Origin of the sequence: Denitraticella aggregata (assembly GCF_048158365.1) — a bacterium.
Taxonomy (GTDB): domain Bacteria; phylum Pseudomonadota; class Gammaproteobacteria; order Burkholderiales; family Rhodocyclaceae; genus Azoarcus_F.
Genome location: NZ_JBLLNL010000008.1, coordinates 49,635 through 62,078, shown reverse-complemented (window position 1 = coordinate 62,078; position 12,444 = coordinate 49,635). Strand labels below are relative to the sequence as shown.

Below are 12,444 nucleotides of genomic sequence, written 5' to 3'. Positions count from 1 at the left end.
ATCGGCACCATTCTATATGGTAGAGGCCGTTCGTCGTGATTGCCATTGCCGTTGGCGCCGATGATCATGCAAAATCCGCCAAATCCGATGAGCACTGCACGGACCCCTCGCATGACCGCCGCACACCGCCCCGACGATACGCCCTCGCCCCGTTATGGCGCCAGATCCCGCGCCTCGGTGGCGATGGGTTTCGTCACTGGAATGCTCTCGGGACTCGACCGCCAGGGCTTCGACGCCGACCCCATGCTGCACGCGGCCGGGATCGACCTTGCAGACCCCGCCAACCGCGTGCCAGTCGAGCGTTATGCCGACCTGTACAACCGGGTCACCCATGCGCTCGACGACGAAGGTTTCGGCCTGTTCGAACGCAGGCTCGCCCCCGGTTTCTTCGAGTTCCTGTGTCGCAGCATGCTCAGCGCCCCCACGCTGGGCGATGCGCTGGCGCGCGCGTCACGCTTCCTGCGGCTGACGCTACCCGATCTGCGACTGACGGTGAGCCGCGATGGGCTGATGGCCCGACTGACGATCTTCGAAACGCGCACGCTGGCGCCGCGCCCGGAAGATCCCGGACGGGTGTTCGCGTTCGAATGGCTGCTGCGCATGGTGCATGGGCTGTCCTGCTGGTTCGTCGGTCGCGGGCTGGCGCTGGATGCGGTCGACTTTCCCTACCCGCGCCCGGCGCATGCGGACGACTATGCGCTGGTGTATACCGCGCATTCGCGCTTCGGCGCCGAGCGCCTGGTGGCCGTGCTGCAGGCCAACCTGCTGGACCTGCCGCTGCGGCGCGACGACACTGCGGTCGAACGCTTTCTCGACGGCGCACCGGGCAAGATCACGATGCTGTATCGACGCGACCGCGAGACGGTCGCCCGCGTGCGCGACACGCTGCGCGATGCGCTTCCGGACAGCCTGCCGCTGAACGAGGTGGCGGCCCGGCTGCACCTGTCCGAGCGCACGCTGGCACGCAGACTGGAGCAGGAAGGCTCCGGCTATCGCGCGATCAAGGACGCGCTCCGGCGCGACATCGCGATTGCGCGGCTCACCAAGACGCGTCAGCCGATCGCCGGATTGGCCGCCGACCTGGGCTATGCGGACCCCTCAGCCTTTTACCGCGCCTTCGTCGGCTGGACCGGGGTCTCGCCGGAGCACTACCGCAATCGGCTTGCGCTGCATCGGCCGCGACGCGAGGACCGCCCGGCAGGCTGAACGTCGGCGCTACCGGTACGCCGCGCCGGCTCGACCTGGGCACAACTGTTTTGTCGGCGTATCAAGTTGTGACACCATCACACTGATCAGCGAACCGCCCGGTCGAGGAGACCGCCTGTCCCATGGCGACCACAGACATCAGTGCCCAGATCAGTGCGCAGGCCTCCGAGCAGCGGCGCCGCTACGACCTGCTGTTGGCGGGACTCGATCTGCTCGACCAGGCGATCGCGGTGTTCGATGCGACGCCCAAGCTGGTCACCTGGAACAAGGCCATGCTGCGGCTGCTCGACTTTCCCGAGTCGATGGTCAGGGTGGGAACACCGTTCGAAGAGTTCGCCCGATTCAACGCGGTGCGCGGCGAGTACGGCGAGGGGGATCTGGAGAAGCTCGTGGCCGCGCGCATGGCCGCGGCCCGTTCGTTTCAGCCACACTATGCGGAGCGTACCCGCCCGAATGGCCGCATTCTCGCCATCCGCGGCGTCCCGATCCCGAACCTCGGCTTCGTGTCGCTATGGACCGACGTCACCGACCAGCGTCGCTACGAAGAGGTCATCCAGCAGCAGAACGCGATGCTGGAGGCGCGCGTCAGCGCCCGGACGCGCGAACTCGAGAACGCGAACGCAAGACTGGCGCATGCGAACGCCGAGATCGACCAGATCGCCGACGCGCTGCGCCGCTCGGAGGCACGCCTGAGGCTGATCATCGACTCGATTCCGGCCCTGATCGCCTACGTCGATCGTAACGAGGTCTATCAGTTCGCCAACAAGGGCTACGCGGAATGGTTTGGCCTGGGCAAGGAGGAGATCGTCGGCAAGACGATCACCGAGGTGTTCGGCGCGCCACTCCACGCGCAGATCGCCACGCACCTGAACATCGCGAAGCGCGGCAAACGCGTGAGCTACGAATACTCGCGCAAGCTTCCCGATCGCCGCACGGTTCATGCGCGCAGCGTCGTCGTACCGGAGGTGGACGGAAGCGGCCACGTGCAGGGGTTCTTCGTACTGTCGATCGACATCACCGAACAGAAGGCACATCAGGCCGCATTGATCCAGGCGCAGAAGATGGAAGCCGTCGGGCAACTGACCGGTGGTCTCGCGCATGATTTCAACAATCTGCTGTCCATCATCATCGGCAACCTGTCGGTGCTCGATGAGCGCATGCCTGCGCATGATCCGGCCGGCGAGTTCGTCACGCCCGCACTTCATGCGGCCCGTCGCGGCGCGGAACTGATCAAGCGTCTGCTGACCTTTTCGCGCCGGCAGACCCTCGAACCGACGGCGGTCGAGGTCGGCTCACTGGTACGCAACATGATGCAGTTGCTGACGAGATCGCTGCCGGAGAACATACCCATCCACACCAGCATCCCGGATACGCCCATCCATGTCTTCGCCGACCCGCATCAGCTCGAGAACGCATTGCTGAACCTCGCGCTGAACGCACGCGATGCGATGCCGGCAGGCGGAGAGCTGAGAATCACGGTGTCGGGTCGGGCGATTCCGGAGAGCGTCGCGACGCTGGTGGAGCTTCCGGTCGGCGACTATGTTCAGATCGATGTCAGCGACACCGGCACGGGCATCGAAGCCGAGAACCTGAGCAAGGTCTTCGAACCCTTCTTCACCACCAAGGATTTCGGCCGGGGCAGCGGTCTCGGTCTGTCCATGGTGTATGGCTTCGTAAGGCAATCCGGCGGCAACATCCGGATCCGGAGTACTCCCGGCCAGGGCTCCACGGTCACCTTCGTGCTGCCTGAAGCCGCCGCTCCCGGTTCGCTTGACGGGCAACCCGACAGCGCCCACGCAGGGCCGGAACGGATCAAGGGTCCGGTGCTGCTGGTCGAGGACGAACCCGAGGTGCGACGCATCATCCGGCTGGAACTGTCGGCACTCGGCTACCCGGTGCTGGAGGCTTCGGATGGCCCCGAGGCGATCGCACTGCTCGACAACGTTCCGGAGATTGCGATTCTGGTGACCGACACGATCATGCCGGGTGGCATAGGCGGACGCGAACTGGCCCGCCATGCCAAGGCGCGACGTCAGGATATCCCTGTCTTGCTGATCACCGGCTATGCGAGCGACGGGGCGCTGGCCGATGTCGCCGATCTCGACGTTCCGGTGTTGCGCAAACCCTTCAGCCGCGATGCACTCGATGCCGCGCTCCGGTCGCTGGACACCCATGCAGCAGCTCAACAGGAATCCACCCACCCATGATTTCGGACAATCTGAACGCGAACATTCTCATTCTCGAGGACGACCCGGATATCGCGCGGCTGATCTGCGGGAGTCTCGCCGAGTACGGGTTTCGTTGCGAGCATGTCGGCACCGGTCGCGCGTTGCTGGACCGGGCGCAACGCGCAACGCCGGATCTGTGCGTCATCGATCTCGGCCTGCCGGATATGGACGGCATGCAGGTCGTGCGGGAACTGCAGGAGGGCAGTCCCTGCGCGGTGCTGATCCTGACCGGCCGCAACGACGTCACCGACCGGGTTCTGGGACTGGAACTGGGGGCCGACGACTACATCGTAAAGCCATTCGAACCCCGCGAGCTGGTCGCACGGATACGCTCCATCCTGCGCCGCTATCAGCGCGCCGCACCCGCCGAAACGGCCAACGTGGAGCGCAATCTGGCGCGATTCGGCCAATGGCGCTTCGACAAGGGTCGGCATGCGCTGCTCAGCCCCGATCAGCGCGAGATCAACCTGTCGGCCGCCGAGGCCAGCCTGTTGCTGACGCTGCTGGAACGACCGAACCGTATCCTCAGCCGGGAACAACTGCTTGGCGAGCGCGACGTCGACCCCTTCGATCGCAGCATCGACGTCCGCATCTCGCGCTTGCGCCGCAAACTCGAGGACGACCCGCACGACCCGAAGCTGATCAAGACCGTGTACGGCGCGGGCTACCTGTTCTCGGCCCAGGTCAGCTGGGAGTGAAGTCGGAACTGTCCGAGCCGCTCCCCCGCGAGTCGGGGAGGCCGGTCGCTCCCTCGGCTCCGACGGCCACTCGCGCTGCGACGATTCTGCACCGGAGGGCACATTGCGTATAATTATGAATTCTTAATCCAAACAATTTATGAGGAGTCCCGGTATGTCCGCTCGTCCCTTCAAGATTCTCGGTATCCAGCAGATCGCCATCGGCGGCCCGAGCAAGGACCGGTTACGTTCGCTGTGGGTCGACATGCTCGGCCTGCAAGTCACCGGCAACTTCGTGTCCGAGCGCGAGAACGTCGACGAGGACATCTGTGCGATGGGTGCGGGTCCGTTCAAGGTCGAGGTCGACCTGATGCAGCCGCTCGACCCCGAGAAGAAGCCGGCGGTGCACACCACGCCGCTGAATCACGTCGGGCTGTGGGTGGACGACCTGCCGAAGGCGGTCGAGTGGTTGACCGCGCAGGGCGTGCGCTTCGCCCCCGGCGGCATCCGGCGCGGCGCGGCCGGCTACGACATCACTTTTCTGCATCCCAAGGCGAACGACGAATTCCCGATCGCCGGCGAGGGCGTGCTGATCGAACTGGTGCAGGCTCCGGCCGAAGTGGTCGATGCCTTCGCACGACTGGCCGGCTGAGCGCCTACATCTTTCCCGCTCGCGCAAGCGTGCGTCGGCAGCCCTGAAGACTGCCGCGAGGGCACCTGGGCGCGGCGCTGGAATTGCAGACGATCCAGAACCGACGCCGGCCGCCGGCTTTTTGCCTTTTTCTACAGTACGGGCGCCGAAAAGGTGTCGCAGGCGTCCATTTCCCCGCGCTGCAAACCGGTGCGGAACCAGCGCACGCGCTGCGCAGCGCTGCCATGGGTGAAACTGTCCGGCACCGCGTAGCCCTGCGCCTGCTTCTGAAGGCGGTCGTCGCCGATCGCGCTCGCCGCCGCCATTCCCTCCTCCACATCGCCCGCCTCGAGTACCTGACGGCTACGCTCGGCGTGATGCGCCCACACGCCCGCGAGACAGTCAGCCTGCAGCTCGAGCCGTACCGAGAGCTGGTTGGCCTCGCGCTCGGACACGCGCCGGCGCGCCTGCTGCACCTTGTCCGAAATGCCAAGCAGGTTCTGCACATGATGACCGATCTCGTGCGCGATCACATAGGCCTGGGCAAAGTCGCCAGGAGCGCCGAAGCGGTGGTGAAGTTCGTCGAAAAAGGATAGGTCGAGGTAGACCTTGCCGTCGGCGGGACAGTAGAACGGCCCCATCTGCGCCTGACCGACGCCGCAGGCGCTACGCGTGACGCCGGTGTAGAGCACCAGCTGCGGCTCCTGATAGCGCGCGCCACCGGCGCGGAAGATCGGTCCCCAGGTGTCCTCGGTGTCGGCCAGCACCATCGACACGAATCGCGCCGCTTCATTCTCGGCCGCCGGCCTTGGCGCGCCCGGTCCGGGTGATTCGATCGCCGGAGGCTCCAACATTCCGGTATTGAGCACCACGCTCGGATCTATCCCGAAATACATCGCCACCAGCACCAGCACGATCGTGCCGATACCGATCCGTCCGCCACGCCCGCCCAGCCTTGGTCCGCCCTGCCCACGCCGGTCCTCGACGTTCTGGCTTTCCCTGCCCTTGCGAAAATCCATGCGGCCGCTCCCTGAGGACTTCGATCAATGCATCTTAGCAGCCGCCAATGCAAAAAGAGAACGCAATAGCAGGCCCTTTATCGCGCTCGACCAGACTGCTCAGGCCGCGCTGCGACGCTCCCTGCGGATGGCTTCGTACTCGTCCTCCCAGAACCACTTCTCCTCGCTGAACGCCGGCTTCAGGTGATTCAGCCAGGTCGCCTTTTCATCGAACTTCGCGAAGAAGGGTCGTTGCACCCAGTCCGGATTCCGCCCCTGTATGAAGCGCAGCACGAACACCTTCTCGCCGGCGACCTCGGTCACGCCCTGCACCTCGACCTTGCCCGGGCTCGCACTCATGCTCGGCCCGCGCGCGGTGCGCGACAGCCCGGACACCTGCTGCATCGCGGTCCGATAGATCTCCCAGGCGCGCACCAGCGGCACCTCGAAGTAATGCTGCGCGCCGGTGTCGCGTTCGACGAACATGTAATAGGGAATGATGCCGAGCCTGACCTGAAGCTTCCACATCTTCGCCCAGACGTCCGGATCGTCGTTGATGTGCGCAAGCAACGGACCCTGCGAACGGATCACCGCACCCGTGCCACGGACGCGACGGATCGCCGCCTGCGCCGCTTCGGTATCCAGTTCCTTCCAGTGGTTGTAATGCGCCATGATCGCGACCTGCTTGCCCGATTCGACCACGCGCTCGAGCAGACGGATCAGATCGTCCGCATCTTCCGCTCCGAGAAAGCGATGCGGCCAGAAGGTCAGCGCCTTCGTACCGATGCGTATGGTCTGGATGTGATCGAACTCGGGCTCCAGCAGTGGCTCAAGGTAGCTCGCCAGATGCGAGGTCTTCATCACCATCGGATCTCCGCCGGTCACCAACAGGTCCGACACCTCGGGGTGGGCGCGCAGATACGCATGCAGGCTCGTCGCCTCCGAACTCGCGATGCGCAAAGCCTTGTCGCCCACGAACTGGGCCCATCGGAAGCAGAAGGTGCAATAGCTGTGGCAGGTCTGCCCCTGGCTGGGGAAGAACAACACCGTCTCACGGTATTTATGCTGGATGCCGTCCAGCCGGTGCCCCTCGTCATCGCGCGGAATGTTCATTTCGATCTGGTCGGCCGGATGCGGGTTGAGTGCATGCCGGATCTCGTCCACGGCGGCCTCGAGCACCTTCTTGTCCGCGCCCTGGGTCAGCAGTTCGGCGATCCGGTCGTAATGGGCCGCGTCGAGCATGCCCCGCTGCGGAAAGGTCAGCTGAAAGATGGGATCGGCCGGGACCCTGTCCCAGTCGATCAGTTCGTCGATGACATACTGATTGACCCTGAAGGGCAGCACAGACGAAACGACCTTCATCTCGAACCGCTGCGCTTCGCTGAGCCGGTTCAACTGTGCGATGCGATCGATGTCGCGCTGGGTGTAGACCTTGAATGGCACGTTCTCGAACTTGCCGGAGTACTTGATCGTCGGCTTCCAGACGAGGGGCGAGAGCTGAGCACTCATGCTGTCTTCTCCTTTTATGCCCGCCGACTCGACACCCCCGTGCCTGCCCATGGGCACGCACTCAGTGTTCGGTTCCTGCGGGACGGTCATCTGCCGACAGCTCGGGCGGACAAGGGGTAAGACGTGGTCCGCTGCCGGCATTCAAGGCGTCACCGACGGTCGTCAGTGACGCGAAGTGTGACGCATGTTATTCGATCAAGAATGTTTGCGCAAATATGACCGACCGAATCCGCGAAAAGTTCCTCGACGCCGGGACGGTGAGACCTACGCCCGTTCGCGCCCATAAGCAGAACAGCCTGCTTTCGCAGGCTGTTCGATGTCGGTGCTGCTATGAATCGTTCATTCGAACTCGACGATGATCTCATCGACCGACAGGCTCGCACCGGGTCGCGCGACGACCTTCCTGACCTTGCCGTCCTGCTCGGCCTTGAGCACGTTTTCCATCTTCATCGCCTCGATCACCGCGAGTTTCTCGCCGGCCTTGACCTCCTGCCCTTCGCTGACCGTCACTTCCCGCAGCAGACCCGGCATCGGCGAGAGCAGGAACTTCGACATGTCGGGCGGCAGCTTGACCGGCATCACCGCCTGCAGTTCGGCCCACCGTGCGCTCATCACCAGCAGGCTGGCCTGCGTGCCGTTATGGCTCAGAAGATACTGCAGACCGTCGCGCGCGACCTGCAGCGTGAACGGCTTTCCGTTCAAGGTGCCGTGCATCAGGATCTCGCCGAACTGCCAGTCGCTGCGCACCGCAAACAGTTCGCTGCCGATCTGCAGGTCGTAACCCCCTTCGGCCGGCGTCACACTAACCAGCGTGCGCTCTTCACCACGGATCACCGTGAAATCGTCGCCGACGACCCGCTCGTGCCCGGGCATCTGCCCGGAGATCAGCGCACGCCTGTCCTCGTAGCGCCGGTGCAGCGCGACCGCGGCCGCGACGAACAGCATCGGATCGTCGTGCGGAACCATCTTCGCATCGAAACCCGTCGGGTACTGCTCCGCGATGAAACCGGTGTTGAAGTCGCCCGAGATGAAGACCGGATGCTGCAGCAGCGCAGCCTGGAACGGGATGTTGGAACTGATGCCGCGGATCACGAAGGCATTGAGCGCCTCGCGCATGCGCTCGATCGCCTGGTCGCGATTGACGCCGTGCGTGATCAGCTTCGCGATCATCGAATCGTAGAACATCGAGATCTCGCCGCCTTCGAACACGCCGGTATCCACCCTGAGCTGGCCGTCCACCTCGGCCGGCGGCCGAAACTTGACCAGGCGGCCGGTCGAGGGCAGGAAGCCGCGGAACGGGTCCTCGGCGTTGATCCGGCACTCCATCGCCCAGCCGTTGATGCCGATATCCGCTTGCGTGATCGACAGTTTCTCACCGGCCGCGACCCGGATCATCTGCTCGACCAGGTCCAGACCGGTAATCAGTTCGGTGACAGGGTGTTCGACCTGCAGGCGGGTGTTCATCTCGAGGAAGTAGAACTCCTTGGTCGCCCCGGACACGACGAACTCGACCGTACCGGCCGATTCGTAATCCACCGCCCGGGCCAGCGCCACCGCCTGCTCGCCCATGGCCCGGCGCATGTCGGGATCGACGAAGGGCGACGGTGCCTCCTCGATGACCTTCTGGTGACGGCGCTGGATCGAGCAGTCGCGTTCGTTCAGATACACGTAATTGCCGTGGCTGTCGCCGAGCACCTGGATCTCGATATGGCGCGGCTCGAGCACGTACTTCTCGATGAACACACGATCGTCGCCGAACGCGTTCTTCGCTTCATTCACGCACGCGGAGAAGCCCTCGAAGGCCTCCTCGTCGTCGAATGCGACACGCAGCCCCTTGCCACCGCCACCGGCCGACGCCTTGATCATCACCGGGTAGCCGATGCCCCTGGCGATCTCGACCGCCTGCTCCGGCCCGTCGATCGCGTCGTTGTACCCGGGGATGGTGTTGACCTGGGCTGCGATGGCGAGCTTCTTCGACTCGATCTTGTCGCCCATCTTGGCGACCGAGTAATGCTTGGGACCGATGAACTTGATGCCCTCTTCTTCCAGGCGGCGGGAAAACTCGGCGTTCTCCGACAAGAAACCGTAGCCCGGATGGACCGCCTCGGCGCCGGTCTGCTTGCACGCGGCGATGATCCTGTCCATCAGCAGATAGGACTCCTTGGACGGCGCCGGCCCGATGCACACCGCCTCGTCGGCCAGTTCCACGTGCAGCGCGGCGGCATCGGCCTCGGAATACACCGCGACCGTCTTGATGCCCATCGTGCGGGCGGTCTTGATGACGCGGCAGGCGATCTCGCCTCTGTTCGCTATCAGAATTTTCTTGAACATACGAGTCATTCCTCGTTCAACCGCAGCGATTTTGCCGCGGGTTTCGTTGAATAGGCGGACACGGAACCGAACCGTAGGAGCAGAACACACAGCAATCGCCTTGCTTCGGCCGCAAGAGCGCTTTGCACGCTGGGCATTCGTGCAAATACAGGCACGCATCCTCGGGCATGCGCTCGATACTGCGATGCCCACAATGAGGGCAGGTCAGTTCGGATTCGATAATGACGTCCATGTCGGTCAGAGCGGGATGTTCCCGTGCTTGCGCCATGGATTGTCGAGCTGTTTGTCGCGCAGCATCGCGATCGAGCGGCAGATACGCTTGCGGGTCGCATGCGGCATGATCACGTCGTCGATGAAGCCGCGGTGGGCGGCGACAAACGGATTCGCGAACTTCTCCTTGTACATTGCCTCGCGCCCGGCGATCTTCTCCGGGTCGTTCTTCTCCTCGCGGAAGATGATCTCGACCGCGCCCTTGGGGCCCATCACCGCGATCTCGGCGGTCGGCCAGGCGAGATTGACGTCGCCGCGCAGGTGCTTGGAGCTCATCACGTCATAGGCGCCGCCATAGGCCTTGCGCGTGATCAGCGTGACCTTGGGCACGGTGCACTCGGCGTACGCGTACAGCAGCTTCGCCCCATGCTTGATGATGCCGCCGTATTCCTGGCTGGTGCCCGGCATGAAGCCCGGCACATCGACGAAGGTGACCACCGGAATATTGAAGGCGTCGCAGAAACGGACGAAGCGCGCAGCCTTGATCGAACTCTTGATGTCCAGACAACCGGCCAGCACCAGCGGGTTGTTCGCGACGAAGCCGACCGTCTGACCTTCCATGCGGCCGAAGCCGATCACGATGTTCTTCGCATGATCCGGCTGGATCTCGAAGAAATCGCCCTCGTCCACCACCTTGGTGATCAGTTCCTTGATGTCGTAGGGCTGGTTGGGATTGGCGGGCACCAGCGTATCAAGCGAGTCGTCCATGCGGTCGGCTGGATCGGCGGTCGGGCGCACCGGCGGTTTCTCGCGGTTGGACAGGGGCAGGAAATCGATGAAACGGCGCAGTTGCGCCAGCGCCTCGACATCGTTCTCGCAGGCGAGGTCGGCCACGCCCGAGCGGGTGGTGTGCGTGACCGCACCGCCGAGTTCCTCCGCGGTCACCGATTCGTGGGTCACCGTCTTCACGACCTCGGGACCGGTCACGAACATGTAGCTCGAGTCCTTGACCATGAAGATGAAGTCGGTCATCGCCGGCGAGTACACCGCACCGCCGGCGCATGGCCCCATGATCATCGAGATTTGCGGAATCACGCCCGAGGCCATCACGTTGCGCTGGAACACGTCTGCATAGCCGCCTAGCGAATCGACGCCTTCCTGGATGCGCGCGCCACCCGAGTCGTTCAGGCCGATCACCGGCGCACCGACCTTCATCGCGTGATCCATGACCTTGCAGATCTTCTCGGCGTGGGTCTCGGACAGCGAACCGCCGAACACGGTGAAATCCTGGCTGAACACGAACACGAGGCGCCCGTTGACCGTGCCGTAGCCGGTCACCACGCCATCGCCCGGCACCGTCTCCTGGTCCATGCCGAAGTCGGTGCAGCGATGCTCCTTGAACATGTCCCACTCTTCGAAGCTGCCCTCGTCGAGCAGCAGTTCGATGCGCTCGCGCGCAGTCAGCTTGCCCTTGGCATGCTGAGCGTCGATACGCTTCTGACCGCCACCGAGGGCGGCCTTGCGGCGCTTCTCGTCCAGTTGTCGAATGATTTCCTGCATCGATGTTCTCCGTGATTGATCCTGTGGAGCGTCATGCGCAATGCGAGCGCTCCGGTCTGTTGGGTACTAACTGTTCAAGTGGCCCAGCAACTGCAGGGCCGCCACCGTCGGCGTGGTTTCGCCTGCCCCGACCGCCGCCTGCAGCGCCGGCAGATCTGCCCTGACCTCCGGATGATTGCGAAAGCGGTTGCGCAATCCGGCATCGATCAGTTCCCACATCCACGCCAGCGCCTGGTGCTTGCGCTTGGATGCGAACTCGCCGCTGGCCTGCATCGTGTCTCGATACTTGCGCACCGTGTCCCAGAAGGCCTGGATGCCGTCCTTTCTCAGCGCCGACATGGTCAGCACCGGTGGGCTCCAGTTCGGACTCGCCGGCCGCAGCATGTGCAGCGCGGTCTTCATCTGCGACTGCGCACGCATCGCAGCCGTGCCGTCGATGTCGGCCTTGTTGATCACGATCAGATCGGCGATCTCCATGATCCCTTTCTTGATCGCCTGCAGGTCGTCGCCGGCATTGGGCAACTGCAGCAGGCAGAAGATGTCGGTCATGCCCGCCACCGCAGTCTCCGACTGGCCGACGCCGACCGTTTCGACGATGATGACGTCGAAGCCGGCCGCCTCGCACACCAGCATCGTCTCCCGCGTCTTCTCGGCCACCCCGCCGAGCGAACCGGATGACGGGCTCGGCCGGATGTAGGCCTCGGGGCGCTGGGACAGCAGTTCCATGCGGGTCTTGTCCCCCAGAATGGAGCCGCCGCTGACCGACGACGACGGATCGACCGCCAGCACCGCGACCCGATGGCCCTGTTCGATCAGATAAAGCCCTAGCGCCTCGATGAAGGTCGACTTGCCGACACCGGGCACCCCCGAGATGCCCACCCGGATCGCGTTGCCGGTATGCGGCAGCAAGGCCTCGAGCACCGCGCGCGCACGCGCCCGGTGTTCGTCGCGCTGCGACTCGATCAGCGTGATCGTTTTTGCGAGCGGCCGCAACTGGCCGGCGAGCAGCCCATCGACGAGATGCCTGTCGGCATCGCTCGACGATTCGCAGGCCGCCTGATGCGGCATCGCGTCCATGTGCGCCATGCGTTCCA

Annotated in this window: 10 protein-coding genes; 4 read left to right on the top strand and 6 right to left on the bottom strand. The window is 64.2% G+C overall.

The window, feature by feature from the left end:
- The first annotated feature begins 111 nt into the window (after positions 1-111).
- From ACKVEX_RS11090 to ACKVEX_RS11075, 4 genes are all read left to right on the top strand, one after another.
- Positions 112-1,206 (top strand): AraC family transcriptional regulator, encoded by a 1,095-nt coding sequence (locus tag ACKVEX_RS11090; protein ID WP_473215792.1) that lies wholly within the window; start codon positions 112-114, stop codon positions 1,204-1,206.
- A 122-nt stretch (positions 1,207-1,328) separates the two neighbouring features.
- Positions 1,329-3,413: a PAS-domain containing protein gene (locus tag ACKVEX_RS11085; RefSeq protein WP_473215791.1), complete on the top strand. Its 2,085-nt coding sequence runs from the start codon at positions 1,329-1,331 to the stop codon at positions 3,411-3,413.
- Positions 3,410-4,132 (top strand): response regulator transcription factor, encoded by a 723-nt coding sequence (locus ACKVEX_RS11080; protein WP_473215790.1) that lies wholly within the window; start codon positions 3,410-3,412, stop codon positions 4,130-4,132. The genes ACKVEX_RS11085 and ACKVEX_RS11080 overlap by 4 nt, the downstream gene beginning before the upstream one ends.
- A 154-nt stretch (positions 4,133-4,286) precedes the next feature.
- Complete coding sequence (locus tag ACKVEX_RS11075) at positions 4,287-4,763, top strand: VOC family protein (protein ID WP_473215789.1); 477 nt, start codon at positions 4,287-4,289, stop codon at positions 4,761-4,763.
- A 131-nt stretch (positions 4,764-4,894) separates the two neighbouring features.
- Here the strand turns inward: ACKVEX_RS11075 and ypfJ are convergent, their stop codons facing one another.
- The 6 genes from ypfJ to meaB all read right to left on the bottom strand — a co-directional run bounded on the left by ypfJ (position 4,895) and on the right by meaB (position 12,436).
- Entirely contained in the window at positions 4,895-5,761 is an 867-nt protein-coding gene (ypfJ, locus tag ACKVEX_RS11070) for a KPN_02809 family neutral zinc metallopeptidase (RefSeq protein ID WP_473215788.1), read from the bottom strand.
- Between the two features lie 99 nt (positions 5,762-5,860).
- Positions 5,861-7,249 carry a KamA family radical SAM protein gene (locus tag ACKVEX_RS11065; protein ID WP_473215787.1) on the bottom strand — a complete coding sequence of 463 codons (1,389 nt, stop codon included), beginning with the start codon at positions 7,247-7,249 and terminating at the stop codon, positions 5,861-5,863.
- 339 nt (positions 7,250-7,588) lie between these two features.
- Positions 7,589-9,580 (bottom strand): acetyl-CoA carboxylase biotin carboxylase subunit, encoded by a 1,992-nt coding sequence (locus ACKVEX_RS11060; protein WP_473215786.1) that lies wholly within the window; start codon positions 9,578-9,580, stop codon positions 7,589-7,591.
- Positions 9,581-9,596: 16 nt separating this feature from the next.
- Entirely contained in the window at positions 9,597-9,812 is a 216-nt protein-coding gene (locus tag ACKVEX_RS11055; RefSeq protein ID WP_473215910.1) for a GDCCVxC domain-containing (seleno)protein, read from the bottom strand.
- A 5-nt stretch (positions 9,813-9,817) separates the two neighbouring features.
- Positions 9,818-11,350 (bottom strand): acyl-CoA carboxylase subunit beta, encoded by a 1,533-nt coding sequence (locus ACKVEX_RS11050; RefSeq protein ID WP_473215785.1) that lies wholly within the window; start codon positions 11,348-11,350, stop codon positions 9,818-9,820.
- A gap of 66 nt (positions 11,351-11,416) precedes the next feature.
- Positions 11,417-12,436, bottom strand: a complete 1,020-nt coding sequence (meaB, locus tag ACKVEX_RS11045) for a methylmalonyl Co-A mutase-associated GTPase MeaB (RefSeq protein ID WP_473215909.1) — start codon at positions 12,434-12,436, stop codon at positions 11,417-11,419.
- Between the last annotated feature and the right edge of the window lie 8 nt (positions 12,437-12,444).